This window comes from Pseudomonas sp. KCJK9058 (assembly GCF_046230975.1).
In the GTDB taxonomy this organism is placed as follows: Bacteria; Pseudomonadota; Gammaproteobacteria; order Pseudomonadales; family Pseudomonadaceae; genus Aquipseudomonas; species Aquipseudomonas alloputida.
Genome location: NZ_JBJJLR010000026.1, coordinates 52,919 through 76,471 on the forward strand (window position 1 = coordinate 52,919; position 23,553 = coordinate 76,471).

Below are 23,553 nucleotides of genomic sequence, written 5' to 3' on the forward strand. Positions count from 1 at the left end.
AACTCCATGAAAAAGCACGCGCTCGCGCTGGCTGTGATCGGCGCTTGTGGTCTGGTACCGCAGGCGTTCGCCCACGAGCTGGCCTTTTCCAAGAAAGACAACATCAAGGTCGAAGTGCCCGGGGATGCCACCACCTGGTGCAAACCCCAGGTAGACCTGACCATCACCCGCCCGGCCTGGGATAACCAGGAACTGCTGTCGGGCCTGCTGACCAAGCTGCCGTTCGTGTTCGCCAAGGACTGCTCGACCGCCAAGGTGAGCTGGAAGGCGGTCGATGCCAAGGGCAACCTGTACGCCAGCGGCTCGGGCAATGCCAGCAACCTGGGGCTGGTAACTCTGGCTGCTGCGCCTGCCACTGCCGCCCCGGCGCCGGCTGCAGCAGTTGCCCCCGCTCCGGCACCTGCCACAGCAGTCGCCGCAGCCCCCACTTCGGACTTCGGTCGCTCGGTGGTCCTGGAAAACCGCAACCTGATGCAGGTAACGGACGGCACCGGCTGCAAATGGGTGCTCAGTACCTCGATCATCGGCGATGGCGACACCCTGTCGTTCGGCACCACCCCGGCCATGCCGTGCCCGGCGTCCGGCTTTGGTGAAGGCAGCTTCGACAAAATCAGCTGGAAGGCCGTGGGTACCTACCGGGGTGATAACTGGACCCGCGTCTATGCTCACCCGAGTGGTTTGATCTTCAACAAGAACCTTGAGCCTGCGGTAAAGGACAAGGCCGTTTCTTATCTCACGCCGCAAGCTGACCAGGCCGCGTTCCTGGTCGGTGAGATCCCCGGCCGGCAGATGAAGGTGTACCTGACGTTCACCCGCTCCAGCTACGGCGTGCTCCGCCCGTTCAGCAGCGACCCTTACTACGTCGCGGTCACCCCGGACGAGTCGTTTGCCCTGGACGCGACCAAGTACAAGGAAGCTGCGCTGGAAATCTTCGACCTGATCAAGACCACCTCGCCGACCACCACCGATGTGGCCAACCTGTTCATCGTCAAAGACCTGTCGGCGATCTCGAACAACATTTGGGGCAACGACGCGCAGAAGATCACCCGCAATCGCATCGGCATCAACCGCCAAGGCCTGTTCTTCGATGTGCGCGACGGTGCCAACTGGGCGGTACAGCGAGAGCAGCAGCGTGTGCGTGAGCAGCGTCAGCGCCAACAGGAACTGGCCCGCGTGCACACCCGTGTGCTGGAGCGTTACCAGCAGTTGCAGGACGGCATGAGCGACTTCAAGGGGCGCGAAACCGAGGCGTTGGCGCAGATGGCCGGTATCAAGGTGCGCTTCGCTTCGCCACTGGAGCAGCAAAACCCTGCGACCTCGGCCAGCGTAGTGCCGATGATGGTGCACGTCACCGGCAAGAAGGGTGACTTCTACAGCATCGACTTCCCGAGCAACGGCCGCCTGGTTGCGGACGAGGAATACAGCGAAGGCTGGTACGTGACCCAGGTGGCCAACGCCACGCCGTACTACCCGCTGGACGACGGCCGCGCCGTGCCTACCTACCGTGCCTACAGCGCCGGTGAACCCGAGGCCTGCAAGCAGGACCACTGTGCCGACCGCGTGTCGTTCGGCGCCGTGCTGGCCAAGGAATTCCCCAACGCCGGTATCGATTTCAGCTGGACCCCCGAGGTCTCCCAAAAGTACGTGAACGACTGGAACAACGCTTCCGCCATGGTCCAGTGAGGCAAACACCATGATCAAACAGATGAACAAGAAGCAGCTGCTGATTGGCGGTGTGGCCGCAGCGGTGCTGGTGCTCGGTGGTGGCTATGCGATGGTCGCCAGCTCGGGCAAGAAGGCTGCGCTGGCCTACTACGACGACTTCAAGGAGCGCTATTTCCTTGAGGATGTGCTGTCGGAGGGGGACATTTCCTACTCGGCGTTTTCCGGCAACCTGACGGTAGCCGACCCGGAGATCCGCGTGGCGGCGGCGCAGACCAATGGCGCCCAGCAGTTCCTGCGCGGCCTGTCGGGCTTGATGGAGTCCGTACAGGGTGGTTCGGCTGAAGAAGGCCTGGCGGGCTGGGCCAAGTACCAGCTCAATGTCAGCCGCAATGTGGCCGGGGTGTACCTGAAGGCTGATGCGCTGAAGCTGGCCCATGACGGAGACAGCAAGGATGGCAGCATTCATATCCAGTTGCTGGGCATGCAGATGGCCAACCCTTACGTTGCCAGCAAGGGGGCTGAAGTCGTGCTGGTGGCGGATGTCAGCGACGAAGTCCAGCCACGTGCCGAGCTGGCCGCCAATGGTCGGGCCGCCCCGTCGAATTTCACCTGGGGCGCCAACATGGCGGTGCGCCAGCCAGTAACCGGCGCGTTTCTGGTCAGCAGCACCGGTGACTTTGGTACCACGGTCGACCTGGACTTCACCATCAAGCGCTCCAGCGATGGCGAAGGCTCGATGGCGTTCGTGGTCACCCACCGCAACGACGGCTCCAAGGTGGGGGAGATCGTGCGCAAGGCCGACTTCCAGTCGCTGCCGGAGCTGGACGATGTCGAAACCCAGCTCAAGAGTGCCCTGAGCGCGATGCTGATTGGCGCGTACAGCCCGTACACCGGCCAGGCGGTGTTGGCTGAAGCGGTCAGCGGCTTTGCCCGCAAGGCCAAGGTCGAGAACTACTCGGTGAGCTACAGTGGCTTCAAATCGCTGAAAGAGGCTTTCAGCGATTACCAACAGCAAGTCCCCAAGGCGAAGTTCGCGGCCTTCTGCCAGGAGGTTGGGCTGTCGTCGTGGAGCAGTGACTTTGGCGCCAAGGCCAAGAACCACAGCGATTCGGAATGCGCCATCGGGCAGAAGCTGGTCGAAGACGGCAGTTTCGAAGAGCAGTACACCTTCAAGGAAGGCAAGAGCCTGTTTGCAGCGTTGTTCGTGAGCAAGGCGTATCAGCTGGAGACCAATTGATTGGGTAATGGCTGAGTGAACAAGCCCCCGGGAACCCTGAGTTGCCGGGGGCTTTTTTTGCTGTCAGGTGTGCCCGGACCCTGTCGGGCTTGGGATCAGCGCATCGCCGCCAGTTTGATGCCGAATCCCACCAGGCAAGCCCCCGCCAGTCGCTCGAACATATTGGTAATTCGCGGGTTGGCGCGCATGCGCTCGGCCAGTTGATGGGTCAGCACCACGGCAATCAGCCCATACAGGAAGGTCACCACCGCCACTGTCGCCGCCATGAAACCGAACGTCACCAGCCCTTGGTGCTTCACCGGGTCGACGAACAGCGGGAAAAACGCCATGTAGAACATGATCGCCTTGGGGTTGAGCAGGGTGATCATCATGGTCTGGCGCAGGTACTGGCCGTTGTCCATGCGGCAGGTGTGTGCTGCACCACCGGGTTTGCTCAGCAGCATGCGCAGGCCCAGGTAGGCCAGGTATGCAGCCCCCGCCCACTGCACCATATGAAAGGCGGCAGGGTAGGTGGCCAGCAGGGTGGCGACGCCGGCTACCGCCAGCCACAGCAGCACCTGGTCACCCACGATCACGCCACAGGTCGCGGCCAGGCCTGCCTTGATACCGCCCTTGCCGGTGGCGGTGATCAGGGCGAAATTGCCCGGGCCGGGGATGGCCAGAAGAATAAGGAAGGCGATGACGAATGCGCCGTAGTCGGTGACGCCAAGCATGGTGAGTTCCTGTTGGGCATTGCGAAGGCAGTGCGCTGAACTATCGTCGCCAACGGCGCGCTTTTCAACCTGTTGTTGCACAGTTGCAAAGAACCTGTGCCAAGTGCGGCTTGGATCCAATGCCTGGAGTCTGTATGATTCCGCGGCCATCAGACGATGGTCGAAGATGATTCATTTAAAGGACTGAGTAATGAAAAAGCTGTTCAAGGCCACCGTTGCCGTTGCTGTCGTTTCGGGTGTTGCCCTGCTGTCGGGTTGCACTGGCCAAGTTTACAACCAACCGAAAAACTGCACCTACGACTACCTGTTCCACCCTTCGGTTTCCATCTCCAAGATCATCGGTGGCTGCGGCCCGATCGATAAACTGCCTCAGCAGCAGTAATCTTGGCGGTACCCTGATCGCGACGCTTGCGGCGTGATCCAAGGCCCCCGGTCATGCACATGGCCGGGGGTTTTTGTTTTTGACGTGACAAACTGCCGCTGGGGCAACCGGTCGCCTTGACGCGTCTGCCTGCAATTTGTTTGTGCTGGCATTTCAGATACAATCGGAAAAACGATTCAGCCTTGTCGGTCAATTCGACCAAAGGCCGAGCCGTTTTCTGGTTCTCTGGCTGCTGAACAATGATCAACAAAAAGCCTGCGCTGAAGAACACGCTTTACCGGGGCCAGCCACAGGCCCTCACCCTGTTCTCCTGACTGGAATTGATCAATGTTCAAGAAAGCTGGCAAGACCTTGCTGGGTCTGGCGGTCGCTGCAAGCGTCATGCAAGCGCACGCTGCAGAAACCAAGAAAGTAGACGTGCTGCTGGTCGGCGGCGGCATCATGAGCTCCACCCTGGCCGTGTGGCTGCACGAGCTGGAGCCAAGCTGGTCGATGGAAATGGTCGAGCGCCTGGATGGCGTGGCCGAAGAAAGCTCCAACGGCTGGAACAACGCCGGTACCGGCCACTCCGCGCTGGCCGAGCTGAACTACACCCCGGAAGACAAAGACGGCAACGTCAACATCTCCAAGGCCATCGAAATCAACGAAGCCTTCCAGATTTCCCGCCAGTTCTGGTCGTGGCAGGTACGCCAGGGCGTGCTGAAGAACCCGCACTCGTTCATCAACACCACCCCGCACATGAGCTTCGTGTGGGGCGACGACAACATCAAGTTCCTCAAGAAGCGTTACGACGCACTGCAGGCCAGCCCGCTGTTCCGTCCGATGCAGTACTCCGAGGACCACGCGCAGATCGCCAAGTGGGTCCCGCTGATGATGGAAGGCCGCGACCCGAACCAGAAGCTGGCCGTGACCTGGACACCGATCGGCACCGACGTCAACTTTGGCGAGATCACCCGCCAGTTCGTTGGCCACCTGCAGACCCAGAAAGGCTTCGAGCTGAAGCTGTCCAGCGAAGTGCAGGACATCACCCGCAACAAGGACGGCTCCTGGCACGTCGAGTACAAGAACCTGAAGGACGGTACCGAGTCGGCCACCGACGCCAAGTTCCTGTTCATCGGTGCCGGCGGCGGCGCGCTGAAGCTGCTGCAGAAGTCGGGCATCCCGGAAGCCAAGGAATACGCAGGCTTCCCGGTGGGTGGCTCGTTCCTGGTGACCGAGAACCCGACCGTGGCCATGCAGCACATGGCCAAGGCCTATGGCATTGCCTCGACCGGTGCGCCACCCATGTCGGTCCCGCACCTGGACACCCGCGTGCTGGACGGCAAGCGCGTCATCCTGTTTGGCCCGTTCGCTACCTTCTCGACCAAGTTCCTGAAGAACGGTTCTTACCTGGACCTGCTGAGCAGCACCACCACCCACAACGTGTGGCCGATGACCAAGGTGGGTATCGACCAGTATCCGCTGGTCGAGTACCTCGCTGGCCAGCTGATGCTGTCTGACGATGACCGCTTCGAAGCCCTGCGCACCTACTTCCCGAATGCCAAGAAGGAAGACTGGCGCCTGTGGCAGGCCGGCCAGCGTGTGCAGATCATCAAGCGTGATGCCGACAAGGGCGGCGTGCTGAAGCTGGGTACCGAAGTGGTGGCTTCCGAAGACCGCACTATCGCGGGTCTGCTGGGTGCCTCGCCAGGTGCTTCGACCGCTGCGCCGATCATGCTGAACGTGCTGGAAACCGTGTTCAAGGACAAGGTCGCTACCCCGGAGTGGCAGGCCAAGATCAAGGAAATCGTACCGAGCTACGGCACCAAGCTGAACGACTCGGCAGCGGCCACCCAGAAAGAGTGGAACTACACCGCTGAAGTGCTGCAACTGGGTAAACCGCCGGTGATCGACGCCAGCGTTGAATTCGGTGGCGCGGCAAGCAAGCCGGTTGAGAGCAAGCCTGAGAACGACATGGCGCTGTAACCGGCCATTGTTGTGAAAGAAAGCCACGGGGGAGACCTCGTGGCTTTTTTGTTGCCAAGCACAGCGCAACCCTCAGGCTTATCGCCATCCCTGGTAGGAGCGGGTTCACCCGCGAAGAGGCCTGCACAGGTATCACTGCTGGCGCAGGATGCACTCCAGCAGCCCGGGAAACCGCTCGCCCAGCATCTCGCTACGCAGCGAATTCATATGGGTAGTCCCCACATTGCGGGTTTGCACCAGCCCTGCATCACGCAACACACGGAAGTGGTGGGACATGCTCGACTTCGGCCGACCTCCATCCAGCTCGCCACAGCTGGCCTCGGCCACGCCGGCCAGGTGGCGGACGATTTCCAGGCGCACGGGGTCGCTGAGCGCATAGAGCAGGCGTTCAAGAATGAGGTCGTCGGGGTTGGGATGTTTATAGGCTCGCATGGTTGACATGATAACGGGGGTTTCATTAATTGCCATAGTTCGATTATGATCGAACAACAGTATTCAAATGAACCCGGAGTTTCCCATGTCCGCACTGTTCGAACCCTACACCCTCAAAGACGTCACCCTGCGTAACCGGATTGCCATTCCGCCGATGTGCCAGTACATGGCCGAAGACGGCATGATCAACGACTGGCACCACGTTCACCTGGCCGGCTTGGCCCGTGGTGGTGCCGGCTTGCTGGTGGTCGAGGCCACTGCTGTGGCGCCGGAAGGGCGTATCACCCCCGGTTGCGCCGGTATCTGGAGCGATGCCCACGCTCAGGCGTTCGTACCGGTGGTGCAGGCCATCAAGGCTGCCGGCTCCGTGCCGGGTATCCAGATCGCCCACGCCGGGCGCAAGGCCAGCGCCAACCGCCCGTGGGAGGGTGATGACCACATTGCCGCCGACGACGCGCGCGGCTGGGAGACCATTGCCCCGTCTGCCATTGCCTTTGGCGCGCACCTGCCGAAAGTGCCACGCGAAATGACGTTGGACGATATCGCCCGGGTCAAGCAGGACTTCGTCGATGCCGCCCGCCGTGCGCGTGATGCCGGCTTCGAGTGGATAGAACTGCACTTTGCCCATGGCTACCTGGGCCAGAGCTTCTTCTCCGAGCACTCCAACAAGCGCACCGATGCCTACGGTGGCAGCTTCGAAAATCGCAGCCGCTTCCTGCTGGAAACACTGGCCGCCGTGCGCGAAGTGTGGCCGGAGAACCTGCCGCTGACCGCGCGCTTTGGTGTGTTGGAATACGATGGCCGCGATGAGCAGACCCTGGAAGAGTCGATCGAACTGGCCCGTCGCTTCAAGGCCGGTGGGCTCGACCTGCTGAGCGTGAGTGTCGGCTTCACCATTCCCGACACCCACATCCCCTGGGGGCCAGCGTTCATGGGGCCGATTGCCGAGCGCGTGCGCCGCGAAGCGAAGCTGCCCGTGACGTCGGCGTGGGGCTTTGGTACGCCGCAGTTGGCGGAGGCCGCATTGCAGGCCAACCAGCTGGATCTGGTTTCGGTAGGGCGCGCGCACCTGGCCGACCCGCACTGGGCTTACTTTGCGGCCAAGGAGCTGGGGGTGGAAAAAGCCTCCTGGACCTTGCCGGCGCCTTATGCGCACTGGCTCGAGCGTTACCGCTGAGGCTTGGAGGGGCTGCTTTGCAGCCCATTCGCGGGCAAGCCCGCACCCACAGAGACACCGCAGGTTTCAGATACTGCACCCTCTCTGTGGGAGTGGGCTTGCCCGCGAATGGGCCGGTAGAGGCTAAAACCGGTCCAGTCGGTATGCGCCCATCTCAGGCCCACCAGCCTGCTCAGCCAACCGCCCCACCCATTCCGCCGTCACCGCCGCCTGGGTCAACCCTAGGTGCTGATGCCCAAACGCCAACAGCACCCGCCCATCGCACACCCTGTCGATTACTGGCAATGAGTCTGGCAACGAAGGCCTGAAACCCATCCACGGCGTTGCCCCTTCGACGCTCAAGTCGTGCCGGAACAACCCCTTGCTCAACCGGTGCAACTGCCAAGCCCGCTGCATGCTCGGCGGTGCCTGCAGCCCGGCAAACTCTACTGTGCCCGCCAGGCGCAAGCCTTCGGCCATGGGCGTCATGATGAATTTTCGCTCAAGCGAGGTGACTGCAAACGGCAGGCGCTGGTGCTCACCCGGCAACATCAGGTGGTAGCCGCGTTCGGTATCCAGCGGCACTCGCGTGCCTGTCAGCGCGGCAGTCAGTTTTGCAGAATGGGCGCCACAGCTGACAAGCACCTGGCGGGCATTGAGCATGCCTTGGTCGCTGGCAAGGCTCACGCCGGCACTGTGCAACTGCCCGCCATCGACCTGCGCCTGGACAAAGCGCACACCACTGGCTTTGGCCGCTTCGAACAATTCGCACACCACCCGATAAGGGTCGATGAAGTGCCCCGTGCGCGGGAAGAACAGCCCGCCCAACAGTGACGGGCTGAGTTGCGGCGCCGCTTCGCGCACGGTTTCGGCCGACCAGAAGTCCACCGGCACCGCCTGCTGTTGCATGCGTGTGCGCAACGCCTCCAACGCCTGGCGTGACTCAGGCTTCTCGAACACCAGCAACGAACCATCCTCTTGAAACAACTCGCTGCGCCCGATCGAGCCCAACAGCCGTTGCCAGGCGCCCAGGCTGCCTTCGTTCAGCGTGCGGATGCCCGCCACGCTGCGCTGGAACGGCGCCGGGCGCAGGTTGAGCAGCAGCCGGGTGAACCACGGCATGGCCTTGGGCAGGTGTTTCCAGTCCAGGCGCAGCGGGCCCATCGGGTCGAGCAGCATGCGAGGCAGGCGCTTGAGGATCGACAGGTCGGCAATCGGGAACACTTGCTCGGTTGCCAGGTGCCCGGCATTGCCGAAGGACGCGCCAAGGCCGGGTGCCTGGCGGTCGACCAGGGTTACCCGACGGCCCTGGCGGGCCAGTTGCAAGGCACAGGCGACGCCGACGATGCCTGCGCCGACCACGGCAATATCGGTTTCAGCGGTTTCGAGCATGCTCAGCCTTCCCGTTTGCCGTCTAGCAGGCGCCGCAGTTGCAGCGGGTTGCCGTGTTTCAATGCCTGCGGCAACAGCGCATCGGGGAAGTCCTGATAGCAAACCGGGCGCAGGAATCGCAGGATCGCCGCGGTGCCCACCGAGGTGGTGCGGGCATCGGAAGTGGCCGGGAACGGCCCGCCGTGGACCATGGCATCGCACACCTCGACACCCGTCGGCCAGCCATTGACCAGAATGCGCCCGGCCTTGCGCTCAAGGGTGGGGAGCAGGGCGCGAGCGCTGTCGATGTCGGCCTCGTCCAGTTGCAGGGTGGCGGTCAGCTGACCTTCCAGGTGTTCGGCTACCTGGCGGACCTGCTCATCGTCGGTGCAGGCAACGACCAGCGACGCTGCACCGAACACTTCAGCCTGCAACGCCGGGTCGGCGAGAAACGCTTCGGCCTGGGTCACGAACAACTGTGCCTGGCACTGGTTGGGGCCCTGATCGGTTTGGCCACTGGCGATGGTTTGGGCGCAGGGGTTGTCTGCCAGGGCTGCGATACCGGCCTGGTAGGCACTGAAAATGCCGGGGGTGAGCATGGTTTGGGCGGGGGCCTGCTGCACGTAACCGGCGGCTGCAGTGATGAACCGCTGCAGCGCCGGCCCCTGCCGGGCGATTACCAGGCCCGGGTTGGTGCAGAACTGGCCGGCGCCCTGGGTCAGCGAGGCGACGAAACCTTGTGCCAGTGCTTCGGCACGGGTTTGCAGAGCAGCGTCGAACAGGAACACTGGGTTGATCGAACTCATTTCGGCATATACCGGGATGGGCTCCGGGCGCACCTGGGCGGCTTGGCACAGCGCCATGCCACCGCTGCGCGAGCCGGTGAAACCAACGGCCTTGATACGCGGGTCGCTGACCAGGGCAATGCCCACTTCACGGCCCGAGCCATAAAGCAGCGAGAACACACCGTTCGGTAACGCGCACTGCTTCACTGCTTGCGCCACTGCCTGGCCGACCAGCTCACTGGTGCCGGGGTGGGCACTGTGGGCCTTGACCACCACGGGGCAGCCAGCGGCCAATGCCGACGCGGTGTCACCACCGGCTACCGAGAAGGCCAGCGGGAAATTGCTGGCGCCGAACACGGCGACTGGCCCCAGGGCCACCTGGCGCTGGCGCAAATCAGCGCGGGGGAGGGGCTGGCGCTGAGGCAGGGCGCTGTCGACCCGCACGTCCAGCCATTCGCCGGCCCGCACTACACGGGCAAAGGTGCGTAGCTGGGTGCAGGTACGACCACGCTCGCCCTGAATGCGTGCCTTGGGCAGACCGGTTTCGGTCACGGCGCGGTCGATCAGGGCATCGCCGAGGGCCTCGATCTGTGTGGCGATGGCTTCAAGGAAGTCTGCTCGTTGTTCGAGCGAGGTTTCGCGGTAGGCGTCGAATGCCGCCCAGGCCAGCGCGCAGGCCTGGGCCACGTGTTCGCCTGTGCCGCCGAGGTAGGCCGGCTCCAACGTCTGACCGGTGGTTGGGTCGATGGCACGGATGGCGTCGCGGCTGCCGGTTACCGGGCTCTGGCCGATCAGCAGGTTGCCTGTGAGGGGCATGTAGCCTCCTTGGATATCTAATGCAGATGCATGGGGGGGATTACGACCCCTGTAGGAGCGGGTTCACCCGCGAACACCGGCGAAGCCGGTGCCATGCACCGGGTCGCCTGATTCGCGGGCACGCCCGCTCCCACAGTGGGAGCAGTGGCAGCTCAGGCGATGTTCTGCTCAGCCGACCAGCTGGCGTACCAGCTGCGGAACAGCGCGTACTGCTGTTCGGCATAGTTGCGCTGAGCGTCGGTCAGTACGTCGGTCTCGTTGAAGTGCAGGCTGTACTCGGTGTCGCCGTTGAGCACCATCAAGTGCTTGTAATACAACACCAGGTCGCAGCCCTCGTCGAACGACGACAGTACCGCCAGCGCCGCTTCCAGCTCGCGCGCCAGGCGCCGGGCCCGGGCGTCGCCTTTGGCGGCCTGTTTGCTCAGGCTCACCAGTTGCAGCACTTCGCGCGGCAGCGCATTGCCGATGCCGGTGATGGCGCCGGTAGCGTTGCAGTTGACGAAGCCATGCACCACCTGGGTGTCGACACCGACCATCAGGGTGACATCGTCATCCTTGGAGGTGATGTGCTCGGCGGCATAGCGCAGGTCGGCGCCACCGCCGAACTCCTTGAAACCGATCAGGTTGGGGAACGCGCTACGCAGTTCGAAGAACAGGTCGGCGCGGGTGGCAAAGCCGTAGTAGGGGCTGTTGTAGATCACCGCCGGCAGCTTCGGCGCGGCAGCCAGAATGGCCGAGAAGTGATGCTTCTGGGCGATCAGCGAGGCGCCGCGGCTGAGCACGCGAGGGATGACCATCAGGCCGGCGGCACCGACCTTGGCGGCGTGGGCGGCATGCGACACTGCCTCACGGGTGTTGACTGCGCCCGTGCCGACGATGGTCGGGATACCGGCCGCCACCAGGCGCGCCACGCCTTCCTGGCGCTCGGCCTCGGTCAGCAGCGGCCAGTCACCCATCGAGCCGCAGTACACCACCGCGCTCATGCCGGCTTCGATCAGTTCGCGGCCCTTGCGCACCAAGGCGTCGAAGTCCGGCTTGCGCTCGGCGGTGCATGGGGTCATCAGGGCGGGCATGGTGCCGGTGAAAATGTTGTTGGTCATTGTTGTTACTCCTGGCGAAATTGGGTTTGGTCAAAAGGCCGGGGGCTCAGATGCCCCAGGCGAACGGGTCCTGTTCGTCGATCAGCAGGGTGCTGTCGGCGGTCATGTGGGCGCGGCCGGTGATGAACGGTCGAATACGCTCGCCGTCACGCTCGTAACGGCCGTGAAACTGGCTGCCGGTGATGCTGGCCTGCACCCAGGTCTGGCCTTCGGCAAGCGTGCCGTCGGCGGCCAGGCAGGCCAGCTTGGCGCTGGTGCCTGTGCCGCATGGGGAGCGGTCGTAGGCCTTGCCGGGGCACATCACGAAGTTGCGGCTGTCGGCGTTGGCGTCGTCGGCGAACAGCTCGACATGGTCGATGGGCGCGCCGTTTTCGCCGGTGATGCCTTGGGCTTCGAGCGCCTTGAGCATGGCCCAGGTGTACTCGGTCAACACCTCGCGGTTATCCAGCTCGATGCGCTGGCCGTGTTCGGACACAAGGAAAAACCAGTTGCCGCCCCAGGCGATGTCGCCGTGCACCACGCCATGGCCGGGCACATTCACCGCCACATGCTGGCGGTAGCGGTAGGAGGGCACGTTGGCGACGGTGATGGCGCCGTCTTCATGCAGGGTGGCGCTGACCTGGCCGACCGGGGTGTCGATCTTGTGCACACCCGGTGCGATCAGGCCCAGGTGCTGTAGCGAGGCGACCAGGCCGATGGTGCCGTGGCCGCACATGTTCAGGTAACCGGCGTTGTTGAAGAAGATCACCCCGCAGGTGGCGTCGGCCGACACTGGCGGGCAGTACATTGCGCCAACCAGCACATCGTTGCCGCGTGGCTCCAGCAGGCAGGCGCGGCGCCACCGGTCGTGCAGCTCGCGCAGTTCGTCGCGCTGTTCGGCCATGCTGCGGCCGTGCAGTTGCGGAAAGCCCTTCATCACCAGGCGGGTTGGTTCGCCGCCAGTGTGGGAGTCGATGACGTGAATCTGTTTCATGGGCTTGTCCCTTGCGTAAAAGATCAGGAAGCGACGGCAGCAGGGCGGCCGGTATAGGTTTCAGCGCAGGCTTCGCTTTCGTCCTCGCCTTCCAGGCGCACCAGGTGGGCAGGCACGCCAGTGGCCGCGCCCCAGTAGTAGATGCCCAGCGCGCAGGCCGCCACGACCACGGTGTCGAATGGGTGGCCGATGACGCCCAAGCCGCCGAAGCTGCCCAGCCACGACAGCAGGATGGTCAGCGCATAGAACCCGATCAGCCACGCCGACGAGCGAACTTGCTGGGCCAGTGAAAGGTGCTGGGTGGGGACGAAACGGCTGCACAGCAGGTACAGCACGAACATCACGATCTGCAGGGCCAGCAGCCACGACACGGTGTTCCAGCCCGACCAGTACACGATCAGCGCGGCGATGATGAACGACAGCGGGCCGAGCACAGCCATGCCCTTGACCCGGAACGGGCGCGGCATGTGTGGTGCATTGCGGCGCAGGGCGGCAACACTGACCGGGGCCACGGCGTAGCTCAGTACCAGAGCGGCGGATACCACGTTGATCAGCGCTTCCCACGACGGGAAGGGCAGGGTCCAGAACACCGACAGGCCAAATGTCAGCCACAGGGCCGGGCGCGGGATGCCGGACTCTGCATCGATGCGGGTGAAGTACTTGAAGAAGGTGCCGGTCTGCGCCCAGCCATAGATCACGCGCGGGGTGGCGTTCATGTAGATGTTGCCGCAGCCGCTTGGCGAGATTACTGCGTCGGCCACCACCAGGTAGGCGAGCCAGCCCACACCTAGGGCCAGGGCGATGTCACGGTAGGGCAGGGCCAGTTCCTTGGTCACGCTGGCCCAGCCGTTGGCCAACATTTCGGTCGGCACGCTGCCGAGGAAGGCCAGTTGCAGCAAGGCGTAGATCGCGGTGGACAGCAACACCGAAAGAATCAGCGCAATCGGGATGGTGCGCTGCGGGTTCTTGACCTCGCTGGCCACCGAAATGATCGGCGTCAGGCCCAGGTAGGCGAAGATGATGCCGCCGGCGGATACGGCCATTTCCACCCCGGACAGGCCGAACGGGGCAAAGCCCTGGACCTCAAAGTTTTCTGGCTTGAAGAAGGTGAACAGCACGCCGATCACCAGCAGCGGCACGATGAACTTGAACACGCTGACCAGGTTGTTGGCCTTGGCGAAGGTTTTCACGCTGCGGTAGTTGAGGAAGAAGAACAGCCCCAACAGGGCGAACTGCACCAGCCAGCCGAGCACGGTTGGGTCGCTGGAGCCGGCCTTGGTCAGCCCGGGGAACCAGGCGGCGGCGTATTGGCGTGAGGCGACCACTTCGATGGCGATCAGGCTGGAAAAGGCGATCAGGGTGATGAAACCCATCAGGTAGCCGAGCAGTGGGCCGTGCGAGTAAACCGGGTAGCGCACCACGCCGCCGGCACGTGGCAGGGCGGCGCCCAGCTCGCAGTAGACGATACCCAGCAGCAGTACGGCGAACCCGCCGAGAAACCAGGAGAGGATGCCGGCCGGGCCGGCGATGGCCGACACGTGGCTGGCGGCGAACAGCCAGCCGGAGCCGAAAATGGCCCCTAGGCCGATGAAGGTGAGGTCCAGCAGTGATAACTGTTTTTTGAATTTGCCTGACATGGGTTCGCCTTTTTGTTGGTTATTGGATAGGCAGGTCTGATGTCACGAGATGCGGCTTTTTGGGCCGCGCTCTTGTAGGACTTGGGCGGCTTGCGTGGGGCATAGAGTGAACCGGTCGGGGCGGCGGTTCTTGATGGTTTTCTGCAAGGGGGATGACGAAATCGGCACAGTTGCAGAAAAACAGTGGTAAGGCGCAAAGCGGGGGGATAGGCTCAAAGCCATACCGGATAAGGGTTTGAGAGATGCAGTGCTAGTGCCGGCCCTTTCGCGGGTGAACCCGCTCCCACAGGCACCGCACAGGATTCGAAATCTGTGGGGGCCCTGTAGGAGCGGGTTCACCCGCGAAGAGGCCGGCTCAGCCAGCAGAGAACCGACAGATGACCGACGCCCCCCTGGCAACCCTCTACCAGTCTCTCGACCAGCACCGCCCCGCCACCCTCGAGGCCCTGCTCGCCGGTGTATCGCTGTTGCTGCCGATGCTCGACGCCATCCCCAACGCCGCAATCTTCATCAAGGACCCGGCCGCCCGCTACGTGCTGGCCAACAACACCTTGGTCCAGCGCTGCGGCCTCAAGCGCTTGCAACCGCTGCTGGGCAAGACCAGCGCCGAAGTGTTCCCGGCACAGCTGGGCCCTGGGTACACCGAGCAGGACCGCCGGGTGCTCAAGGAAGGGATGGTGCTGGAGGACCAACTGGAGCTGCACCTGTACGGCAGCCGTGAACCCGGCTGGTGCCTGACCCACAAGCGCCCGCTGTACAACCAGGCGGGCGAGATCATCGGCCTGGTTGGTATTTCGGTCGACCTGCAGTCAGCCGCCGACAGCCACCCCGCTTACCAGCGCCTGGCTGCTGTGGACGAGCACATTCGCCAGCATTTTCACCAGCCGATCAGCATGGGCGAGCTAACCCGCATCGCCGGTATCTCCGTGGCCCAGCTGGAGCGCTATTGCAAGCGGGTGTTCCACCTCACGCCCCGGCAGATGATCCACAAGGCGCGCCTGGAGCATGCCCATCGCCTGCTGCATTCGGAGCTGCCGATCACTGAAGTGGCGATGCGCTGCGGCTACACTGACCACAGCGCTTTCAGCCGCCAGTTCAAGCAACTGACCGGCTTTACGCCACGCCAGTATCGCCAGGCTACCGCCGATCAGGTGGCCTGAAACAACCCCCGGGCCTCGGCAAAGCATTGCTCGGCAATCGCCGAGCGCGGCTCGCTGCGGCGCAGCAGCAGGCCGACCGGGCTGTGGATGGCGGCGTCGGCCACCGGTACGATGCGCAGGTGCTCGCTGAGGTCTTCCAGGCCGCAGTCCAGTGGCATGATCGCGCAGCATATGCCGGTGTTGATGGCCTGGATAAGCTGGAAGCTCGAGTCGCTCTCAAGCACCGCATTGGGCTCCAGACCACGGCTGCGGAAGCTCAGGTCCAGCGACTGGCGGTAGTGCATGCCTTTGCTCAGCAGCCCCAGCGGAATATTGCCGAGCTCGTCCCAGCGCAGCCGGTCGCTGGCGAACTGGAAGTGCCGTGTATCGTGCAGCAGGCCCATGGTGGTGGTGCCGAGTTCGATCACTTCGAAGAAGCTGGTGTTGACCTGGTCCAGGTAGCAGATACCCAGGTCGAGCTGGTTGCGGCTGAGGCCGTCGATGACCTGTTCCGAACTCAGCGAGCTGAGCTGAAAGTGCAGTTCGGGGTATTTTTCGCGCAGGGGCAGCAGCAGGTGCATGGGGTTGAAACTGGCCAGCGGCACCGTACCCAGGCGCAGGCTGCCGACCACCTGGCCACGGCAACTGGCAGCCTCGGCCTGCAGGCCGTCATGGGCGGCGAGCAGGGTACGGGCCCAGGCCAGGATGCGCTCGCCGGCCTCGGTGAAACCTTCGAAGCGCTGGCCCCGCTTGACCAGCACCAGGTCCAGTTCGTCTTCCAGGTTGCGCAGGCGCATGGACAGCGTCGGTTGGGTGATATGGCACAGCGCCGCCGCCTGGCCGAAGTGGCGGGTCTGGTCGAGGGCGATGAGGAACTTGAGCTGCTTGATGTCCATGGAAGTGCCTGGCGTCTGGTTATGCAGACCTTAACCCACGTCTGCGATAGATGTCATTGATCGGCCGGTACGTCATATCGATTGGACGCCTCTGGGGGTATGCCTCTAGCGTGGTGAAAATGCCCTTCAAGGAGCTTCACCGTGCGCGTCCAACTTGATGCGGTCTTCGTACCGCTGAACATCGCCGTGCTGACTGTCAGCGACACCCGTACCTACGACAACGATACTTCCGGCGCGCTGCTGGCCAACCGCTCGGTCGAGGTCGGTCACCGGCTGGTGGCGCGAGCGCTGCTCAAGGACGACCTGTACAAGATCCGCGCTCAGGTGGCCAGCTGGATTGCCGATGAACAGGTGCAGGTGGTGCTGATCACCGGCGGTACCGGCTTTACCGGGCGCGACAGCACACCCGAAGCGGTCGAGTGCCTGCTGGACAAGCGTATCGATGGGTTTGGCGAGTTGTTCCGGGCATTGTCGATTCTCGATATTGGCAGCTCGACCGTGCAGAGCCGGGCGTTGGCCGGGTTGTCCAACCGCACGTTGGTATGTTGCCTGCCGGGCTCGACCGGAGCCTGCCGCACCGCCTGGGAAGGCATTCTGGCCGAGCAGCTGGATGCACGGCATCGGCCATGCAACTTCGTCAAACACCTGTTGCCGATCGAGGCCTGCGCAAGCCGGGGCTGAGGGTTACCGGGGGGGGCGGGCCCTGTGCTGTCCCTCGTAGGAGCGGGTTTACCCGCGAAGAGGCCAGAACAGGCAACCACCCCCGGTCAGCTCAACACATACCCCACCGGCAACAAGGCGGGAGGCAGCTGCTGTTCCCCCAGCCCGGCCAGCACATCGCGCTCCACAGTCCGCACCATGGCATCGGTCGGCAGGTCGTTCTCATCGCGCCCGAACGGGTCTTCCAGCTCGTTGCCGATCGCATCCAGCCCGAAGAACGTGTACCCCACGATGGTGGTGAACAGCGGTGCCAGCCAGCCCAGTGGCTCGGCCAGGGCAAACGGCAGCAGCAGGCAGAAAATGTAGATAGTACGGTGCAGCAGCAGGGTGTAGGGGAACGGCAAGGGAGTGCCCTTGATCCGCTCACAGGTGGCCTGCACTTCGGTCAGGCCCACCAGGCGCTGTTCCAGCAGGTTGTAGCGCCATTCGCTGATCTGTTGCTGTGCGGCCAACCGTGAACAGTGTTCCCCGATTTCACGCAGGATGCCGTCGCACACATTGTGCGGGCTGATCGCATCGGCCCTGGCCAGCCACGGCCTGGCAGCTACTCGTTCGTCCTCATTACGCAGCCGGGCATTGAGTGCATGGGCGAAACCACACAGGTTGCGCAGCAGTTCGGTGCGCAGTGTTTCGTCGGTAATCGCCACGCTTTCCCGCACGAACGAGCGGGTTTCGATAATCAGTTTGCCCCAGGCCTTGCGCCCCTCCCACCAACGGTCGTAGCACGCGTTGTTGCGAAAGCTCATGAAGATCGACAGCGACAGGCCCAGCAAGGTGAACGGCGTGGCGCTGACCGGGTAGAAATACGCCGGGTAATGCCGCTCGACCAGCACGATCAGCGCGGCCAGCAGTGTCACCATCAGGCAACGCAAGGCAATGCGTTTGACGATCGACCCCTTGAGGGTGAACAGCACGCGCAGTACATCGGTGGAGGGGGGGACGATCATGGAAATCCAGAGACGGCTGCTCAGCCGCCGGTCATGTTCATGAAGCGCAGGATCTGCACATCGCCACCGACTTCGAAATGATGGCGATAGGGCTTGAGGTGCAGCGAGTCGCGAATGGCCTTTTCCAGGCGTTCGGGGTTGCCAGGGTGGGCGCGCAGCACGTGCTTGAGGTCTACCGAGTGTTCGTTGCCCAGGCACAGCAGCAGGCGGCCTTCGACGGTAAGGCGCACGCGGTTGCAGGTGGCGCAGAAGTTGTGGCTGTGCGGGGAAATGAAGCCGACCCGGGTGTTCGCGGCTTCGGCCAGGCGCCAGTAGCGGGCCGGCCCCATGGACGACTCGGTCGATTCGACCAGCGTGAACTGCTCGGCCAGGCGTGCCCGTACTTCATCGCTGGAGCAGAACGATTCGCCACGTTCATGCTCGCTTATTACCCCCAGCGGCATTTCCTCGATGAAGGTGATGTCCAGCTCGCGTTCGATGGCAAAGCGCACCAGATCGACCAGTTCATGGTCGTTGCGGCCTTTGAGTACCACGCAGTTGAGCTTGGTACGTCTGAAACCGGCCTGGCGTGCGGCGTCGATGCCGGCGATTACCTGGGCTAGGTCGCCGGTGCGGGTCAGCTGCTTGAAACGGTCGGCATCCAGGCTATCCAGGCTGATGTTCAGGCGTGTCACCCCGGCGTCGAACAGCGGCTGAGCCAGGCGCCCGAGTTGCGAGCCGTTGCTGGTCAGGCACAGCTCGCGCAGGCCGGGCAGGGCGGCGATGCGCCCGCACAGGTCGACGATGCCCTGGCGTACCAGTGGCTCGCCACCCGTCAGGCGGATCTTTCGGGTGCCCAGCGCGACGAAGCGCTCGGCCACCTGGAACAGTTCTTCGAGGCTGAGGATTTGCTGGCGCGGCAGAAACTGCATGTCTTCGGCCATGCAGTACACGCAACGGAAGTCACAGCGGTCGGTGACCGACATCCGCAGGTAGTCGATTTTCCGGTTGAAGCCGTCGATCAGGGCCCGGCTGTTCTGTTCCACGTTCGCACTCGAATGGGTTGGGACATGACTCCAAGCTATAACCTGGCCGCAAGGCCGTCAAATTGCTTTGCCTGACCGGTTGATCGATGGCCTCTATCGCCTGGGACAGCCTCTGGCAGCCATGATCGAAACCGCTTATCACGCCGTAAGATCTTTCGATTGGACGCCCCTTCCCACGCTCCATAGGCTGGAAAAAAGCATCGAAGCGTGAGGATTCATCGCATGAGCCAGGACGAACACATCAGGGACTACAAGGGCGCCGCTGCCGGCTGGGGGGCGCTCAAAAGCGTGACCAAGAGCTGGCTGGGCAGCGACAACGCCTTCAAGAACCTGCGGGCCATGCTCAAGACCAACCAGAACGGCGGTTTCGACTGCCCCGGCTGTGCCTGGGGCGAGTCGCCGGAAAGCGACATGGTCAAGTTCTGCGAAAACGGCGCCAAGGCGGTCAACTGGGAAGCCACCGGCCGCTCGGTCGACCCGGCTTTCTTCGCCCAATACAGCGTCAGCGCGCTGAAGGAGCAGACCGACTACTGGCTTGAATACCAGGGCCGCCTCACCCACCCGATGCGCTACGACGCCGCCACCGACCACTATGTCGAAACCACCTGGCAGGAGGCCTTCGAGCTGGTCGCCAGGCACCTGCGTGCGCTGCAATCGCCCGATGAGGCCGAATTCTACACCTCGGGCCGGGCCAGCAACGAAGCGGCGTTCCTTTACCAGCTGTTCGTGCGTGCCTACGGCACCAACAACTTCCCGGATTGCTCGAACATGTGCCACGAAGCCAGCGGCGCGGGCATGTCGGAAACCCTCGGGGTGGGCAAGGGCACCGTGGTGTTCCACGATCTGGAGCTGGCCGACGCGATATTCGTCATCGGGCAGAACCCCGGCACCAACCACCCGCGCATGCTCGAACCCCTGCGCGAAGCGGTCAAGCGTGGCGCCCAGGTCGTCTGCTTCAACCCGCTGAAAGAGCGTGGCCTTGAGCGCTTCCAGCACCCGCAGCACCCGTTCGAAATGCTCAGCAACGGCTCCGAGCCGACCTCCAGCGCCTACTTCCGCCCGGCCTTGGGTGGGGACATGGCGGCAATGCGCGGTATTGCCAAGTACTTGTTGCAATGGGAGCGCGAGGCGCAGGCCAAGGGCGAGCCGGCGGTGTTCGACCATGCCTTCATCGCCGAGCACACCAGCGGCGTCGACGATTACCTGGCGGCGGTGGACGCCACGTCCTGGGAGCACATCGTCAAACAGTCGGGCTTGACCCTGGCCGAGATCGAGCTGGCCGCCCGCATGTACCGCAAGGCCGAGCGGGTCATCATGTGCTGGGCCATGGGCGTCACCCAGCACCGCCATTCGGTGCCGACCGTGCAGGAAATCGTCAACCTGCAGCTGCTGCGTGGCAACGTCGGCAAGCCCGGCGCAGGCCTGTCGCCGGTGCGTGGCCACAGTAACGTGCAGGGTGACCGTACCATGGGCATTGACGAGAAACCCTCGGCGGCGCTACTCGATGCCATCGAACAACGTTTCCAGTTCAGTGTGCCGCGTACCCATGGGCACAACGCAGTGTTGGCGATCAAGGCTATGGAAGAGGGGCGGGCCAAGGTGTTCATCGGCCTGGGCGGCAACTTTGCCCAAGCCACCCCGGACACCGCGCGCACCCACGCGGCGCTGCAGAACTGCGCGTTGACCGTGCAGATTTCCACCAAGCTCAACCGCTCGCACCTGATCACCGGCCGCGATGCGCTGATCCTGCCGTGCCTGGGCCGTACCGAAATCGACCTGCAGGCCGAAGGGCCGCAAGGCGTGACCGTGGAGGACACCTTCAGCATGGTGCACATCTCCAATGGCCAGTTGCGCCCGCGCTCGCCGCATATGCGCTCGGAACCGTGGATCATTGCCGGCATGGCCAAGGCCACGCTGGGCAACCAGCCGATCGACTGGGAGCACGCGGTGGCCGATTACAACCGCATTCGCGACATGATCGCTGACGTGATTCCGGGCTTTACCGGTTTCAATGAACGCTTGAACAGCCCCGGCGGGTTCCACCTTGGCAACAATGCCGCCGATCGCAACTTCCGCACGGCCACGGGCAAAGCCCGCTTCATGCCCCACGCGCTGCCCGAGGAACTGGTCAACGCCAAGGTACTGGCCCGTGGTGACAAGCCCGACCTGATTTTGCAGACCCTGCGTTCGCACGACCAGTACAACACCACCCTGTATGGCCTGGACGACCGTTACCGTGGGGTGTTCGGCCTGCGTGAGGTGGTGTTCGTCAATGAGGCGGACATCCGTCGCCTGGGCTTCGAACCGGGTGAGCAGGTGGACCTTGTGTCGTTGTGGGAGGATGGCGTGGAGCGGCGGGTGTCCGGGTTCCGCCTGGTGGCGTATGACGTGCCCGAGGGGCAGGCGGCGGCGTATTACCCGGAAACCAACCCGTTGGTACCGCTGGAAAGTTATGGTGAGGGGACCTATACCCCGACCTCGAAATTCGTGGCGATCAAGGTCGAAAAGGCCAAGGCGGGGAACCGCATTGCGGCGGTGTTGGCCTCGGATTGATGGGGTGCCTTGCTGGCCTCTTCGCGGGTGAACCCGCTCCTACGGGACCCCACAGCGCTTGAGGTTGAGGTGATCCTGTGGGGTTGCCCGCGAAGAGTCCAGCACCGGTCAGGCGCGATGCACCGGGTAAGCCGTGGTGTACTTCATCTGCTCCATGGCAAAACTGGACGTGATGTTCGACAACCCATCGGTACGGGTAATCAGCTTTTTGTAGAACCGGTCATACGCCGCAATATCACCCACCACCACCCGCAGCATGTAGTCCCAGTCCCCGGACATGCGGTAGCACTCCATCACTTCCTCGAACCCGGTCACCGTCGCAGCAAACTGCTCAAGCCATGCGCTGTCGTGGCGCTGGGTCTTGAGCTGGACGAACACGGTGAGCCCCAAGCCTAGCCGTTCGGGGTCCAGCAGGGCGACGCGGCCTAGGATGTAGCCGTCTTCCTCCAGGCGCTTGACCCGCTTCCAGCACGGTGTGGTGGACAGGTTGACGGCCTCGGCCAGGTCCTTCAGCGAGATCGAGGCATCACGCTGTAGCAGGGTAAGAATGTGCTGGTCGAAACTGTCCATATCGCGCGCTGGCCGTGCAGAAAAATATTTCACAGATTACCCCAAGGCCAGATGATTTGGGTTGTGCGATAGTTGCAGCTTTCATTCTGCCAATGGGCCTGACCATGTCCGACAAGCCGCGCAATTTCGCCACCCGTACCATTCACGCCGGCGAGCAGTTCAGCGTTGCCGATAACGCCATTTTTCCGGCCATCGTCACCGCTAGTTCGTTCACCAAGCGCAGCCTGGACGATAAACCGGAATATTCCTACAGCCGCGTCGGCAACCCCACCCGGCATGCCTACGAAACCTGTGTCGCTGCCTTGGAAGAAGGCGTGGGCGCTGTGGCCTGCGCCTCGGGGGTCAATGCCACCGCAACCGTGCTTGAGCTGCTGCCCAAGGATGCCCACGTGGTGGTGATGAACGGCGTGTACGGTGGCACGTTCCGCATCATGGAAGATTACCGCAGCCGCACCTCGGGGCTGACCACCACCTATGTCGATCTCAACGACCTTGAAGCCGTAGCGGCTGCGATCAAGCCGGAAACCCAGCTGATCTGGATCGAGTCGCCGACCAACCCGTTGCTGCACCTGGTCGACATCAAGGCGGTGTGCGACCTGGCCAAGGCCAAGGGCATCCTCACCTGCATCGACAACACCTTCTGCTCGCCGTGGAACCAGCGCCCGATCACCCTGGGCGTGGACTTGGTGATGCACTCGGCCAGCAAGTACATCGGTGGCCACTCCGACCTCACCGGCGGTGTGGTGGTGGCGGCCAACGATGCGTTGCTGGCACGCCTGCGCCGTATCAGCATGGCGATTGGGGCGGTGCAGGGGCCGTTCGACTGCTACCTGGCCCTGCGCGGTCTGAAGACCCTGGATGTGCGCATGGAGCGCCAGTGTGCCAATGCCCTGCAGGTGGCGCGCTTCCTGGAAGGTCACGCGCAGGTCGAGCAGGTGTATTACCCAGGGCTGGAAAGCCACCCTCAGCATGAGCTGTGCAAACGCCAGATGCGCAGTGGCGGGGCGGTGGTGGCGATGAAAGTGAAAGGCGACCGCGCCGCGCTCAACCGCCTGGTGGAGGCGCTGCAGATCTTTGTCCTGGCCGACTCGCTGGGTGGGGTGGAAAGCATGATCAACCATTCCTGGAGCATGTCGCACTGCTCGCTGAGCCCAGAGCAGAAAGGGGTGATGGGGATCAGCGAGAACCTGTTGCGGTTGTCGGTAGGTATCGAGGATTACCGTGACCTGGTCGAGGACCTGGATGGGGCGTTGAAAGCGCTGGTTGCTGTGTAGGGCTGCAGGCCTCTTCGCGGGCTCGCCCGCGAATACGGTGGCGGCGACAACGTTGACCGGCCAGGGGCATTGGCCAGCAGGCCCGGCCCTTTCGCGGGTGAACCCGCTCCTACGACGGTCTGCGCCTCGGTGTAGGAGCGGGTTTACCCGCGAATACGGTGGCGGCGACAACGTTGACCGACCAGGGACATTGGCCC

20 protein-coding genes are annotated in these 23,553 nt (G+C 63.3%); 9 read left to right on the forward strand and 11 right to left on the reverse strand.

Annotated elements, in window-relative coordinates; translation table 11 throughout:
* The first annotated feature begins 6 nt into the window (after positions 1 to 6).
* Positions 7 to 1,683, forward strand: coding sequence for a hypothetical protein (locus ACK59Z_RS15380; protein ID WP_409293367.1), 1,677 nt, complete (start codon positions 7 to 9; stop codon positions 1,681 to 1,683).
* Positions 1,684 to 1,693: 10 nt separating this feature from the next.
* Entirely contained in the window at positions 1,694 to 2,902 is a 1,209-nt protein-coding gene (locus ACK59Z_RS15385) for a hypothetical protein (protein WP_409293369.1), read from the forward strand.
* A gap of 95 nt (positions 2,903 to 2,997) precedes the next feature.
* Here ACK59Z_RS15385 and ACK59Z_RS15390 read toward each other — a convergent pair whose 3' ends face one another.
* Positions 2,998 to 3,615, reverse strand: coding sequence for a LysE family transporter (locus ACK59Z_RS15390; protein ID WP_004575730.1), 618 nt, complete (start codon positions 3,613 to 3,615; stop codon positions 2,998 to 3,000).
* 190 nt (positions 3,616 to 3,805) lie between these two features.
* On the opposite strand from ACK59Z_RS15390, the gene ACK59Z_RS15395 reads away from it, so the two are divergent.
* Both ACK59Z_RS15395 and mqo read left to right on the forward strand, forming a co-directional pair.
* Entirely contained in the window at positions 3,806 to 3,997 is a 192-nt protein-coding gene (locus tag ACK59Z_RS15395; RefSeq protein WP_003254720.1) for a YhfL family protein, read from the forward strand.
* A gap of 327 nt (positions 3,998 to 4,324) precedes the next feature.
* Complete coding sequence (mqo, locus tag ACK59Z_RS15400) at positions 4,325 to 5,962, forward strand: malate dehydrogenase (quinone) (RefSeq protein WP_003254718.1); 1,638 nt, start codon at positions 4,325 to 4,327, stop codon at positions 5,960 to 5,962.
* A gap of 132 nt (positions 5,963 to 6,094) precedes the next feature.
* Here the strand turns inward: mqo and ACK59Z_RS15405 are convergent, their stop codons facing one another.
* The gene (locus ACK59Z_RS15405; protein WP_003254716.1) at positions 6,095 to 6,430 is read right to left on the reverse strand and encodes a helix-turn-helix transcriptional regulator; all 336 of its coding nucleotides are present in this window, start codon (positions 6,428 to 6,430) and stop codon (positions 6,095 to 6,097) included.
* Between the two features lie 49 nt (positions 6,431 to 6,479).
* Here ACK59Z_RS15405 and xenA point away from each other — a divergent pair, with 49 nt between their 5' ends.
* Positions 6,480 to 7,571: a xenobiotic reductase XenA gene (gene xenA / locus ACK59Z_RS15410; protein ID WP_012051488.1), complete on the forward strand. Its 1,092-nt coding sequence runs from the start codon at positions 6,480 to 6,482 to the stop codon at positions 7,569 to 7,571.
* Positions 7,572 to 7,694: 123 nt separating this feature from the next.
* Here the strand turns inward: xenA and ACK59Z_RS15415 are convergent, their stop codons facing one another.
* The 5 genes from ACK59Z_RS15415 to ACK59Z_RS15435 form a co-directional block, all read right to left on the reverse strand.
* The gene (locus tag ACK59Z_RS15415) at positions 7,695 to 8,942 is read right to left on the reverse strand and encodes an NAD(P)/FAD-dependent oxidoreductase (RefSeq protein ID WP_409293372.1); all 1,248 of its coding nucleotides are present in this window, start codon (positions 8,940 to 8,942) and stop codon (positions 7,695 to 7,697) included.
* 2 nt (positions 8,943 to 8,944) lie between these two features.
* A complete protein-coding gene (locus ACK59Z_RS15420; protein WP_409293374.1) occupies positions 8,945 to 10,522 on the reverse strand; it encodes an aldehyde dehydrogenase (NADP(+)) in 1,578 nt (525 codons plus the stop codon).
* Between the two features lie 152 nt (positions 10,523 to 10,674).
* Positions 10,675 to 11,622, reverse strand: a complete 948-nt coding sequence (locus tag ACK59Z_RS15425) for a dihydrodipicolinate synthase family protein (RefSeq protein ID WP_003254709.1) — start codon at positions 11,620 to 11,622, stop codon at positions 10,675 to 10,677.
* A gap of 46 nt (positions 11,623 to 11,668) precedes the next feature.
* Positions 11,669 to 12,595: a 4-hydroxyproline epimerase gene (locus ACK59Z_RS15430; RefSeq protein ID WP_409293376.1), complete on the reverse strand. Its 927-nt coding sequence runs from the start codon at positions 12,593 to 12,595 to the stop codon at positions 11,669 to 11,671.
* A 23-nt stretch (positions 12,596 to 12,618) separates the two neighbouring features.
* Positions 12,619 to 14,232, reverse strand: coding sequence for an APC family permease (locus tag ACK59Z_RS15435; RefSeq protein WP_012051492.1), 1,614 nt, complete (start codon positions 14,230 to 14,232; stop codon positions 12,619 to 12,621).
* A 377-nt stretch (positions 14,233 to 14,609) separates the two neighbouring features.
* Here ACK59Z_RS15435 and ACK59Z_RS15440 point away from each other — a divergent pair, with 377 nt between their 5' ends.
* A complete protein-coding gene (locus tag ACK59Z_RS15440; protein WP_003254703.1) occupies positions 14,610 to 15,392 on the forward strand; it encodes an AraC family transcriptional regulator in 783 nt (260 codons plus the stop codon).
* On the opposite strand, the gene ACK59Z_RS15445 is transcribed toward ACK59Z_RS15440, so the two are convergent.
* Positions 15,380 to 16,267, reverse strand: coding sequence for a LysR family transcriptional regulator (locus ACK59Z_RS15445; RefSeq protein WP_409293378.1), 888 nt, complete (start codon positions 16,265 to 16,267; stop codon positions 15,380 to 15,382). The two genes, ACK59Z_RS15440 and ACK59Z_RS15445, sit on opposite strands and share 13 nt — an antisense overlap.
* A gap of 141 nt (positions 16,268 to 16,408) precedes the next feature.
* On the opposite strand from ACK59Z_RS15445, the gene moaB reads away from it, so the two are divergent.
* The gene (moaB, locus tag ACK59Z_RS15450) at positions 16,409 to 16,948 is read left to right on the forward strand and encodes a molybdenum cofactor biosynthesis protein B (protein ID WP_012051495.1); all 540 of its coding nucleotides are present in this window, start codon (positions 16,409 to 16,411) and stop codon (positions 16,946 to 16,948) included.
* Positions 16,949 to 17,034: 86 nt separating this feature from the next.
* On the opposite strand, the gene ACK59Z_RS15455 is transcribed toward moaB, so the two are convergent.
* Positions 17,035 to 17,934 (reverse strand): bestrophin family protein, encoded by a 900-nt coding sequence (locus tag ACK59Z_RS15455; protein WP_409293381.1) that lies wholly within the window; start codon positions 17,932 to 17,934, stop codon positions 17,035 to 17,037.
* A gap of 20 nt (positions 17,935 to 17,954) precedes the next feature.
* Positions 17,955 to 18,959: a GTP 3',8-cyclase MoaA gene (gene moaA, locus ACK59Z_RS15460; protein ID WP_012051497.1), complete on the reverse strand. Its 1,005-nt coding sequence runs from the start codon at positions 18,957 to 18,959 to the stop codon at positions 17,955 to 17,957.
* Positions 18,960 to 19,181: 222 nt separating this feature from the next.
* On the opposite strand from moaA, the gene ACK59Z_RS15465 reads away from it, so the two are divergent.
* On the forward strand, positions 19,182 to 21,512 hold the full coding sequence (locus ACK59Z_RS15465; RefSeq protein WP_409293383.1) for an FdhF/YdeP family oxidoreductase: 2,331 nt from the start codon (positions 19,182 to 19,184) through the stop codon (positions 21,510 to 21,512).
* Positions 21,513 to 21,620: 108 nt separating this feature from the next.
* On the opposite strand, the gene ACK59Z_RS15470 is transcribed toward ACK59Z_RS15465, so the two are convergent.
* Entirely contained in the window at positions 21,621 to 22,082 is a 462-nt protein-coding gene (locus tag ACK59Z_RS15470; RefSeq protein WP_003254691.1) for an Lrp/AsnC family transcriptional regulator, read from the reverse strand.
* Positions 22,083 to 22,174: 92 nt separating this feature from the next.
* On the opposite strand from ACK59Z_RS15470, the gene ACK59Z_RS15475 reads away from it, so the two are divergent.
* Positions 22,175 to 23,356 carry a PLP-dependent aspartate aminotransferase family protein gene (locus ACK59Z_RS15475; RefSeq protein WP_012051500.1) on the forward strand — a complete coding sequence of 394 codons (1,182 nt, stop codon included), beginning with the start codon at positions 22,175 to 22,177 and terminating at the stop codon, positions 23,354 to 23,356.
* Positions 23,357 to 23,553: the final 197 nt, after the last annotated feature.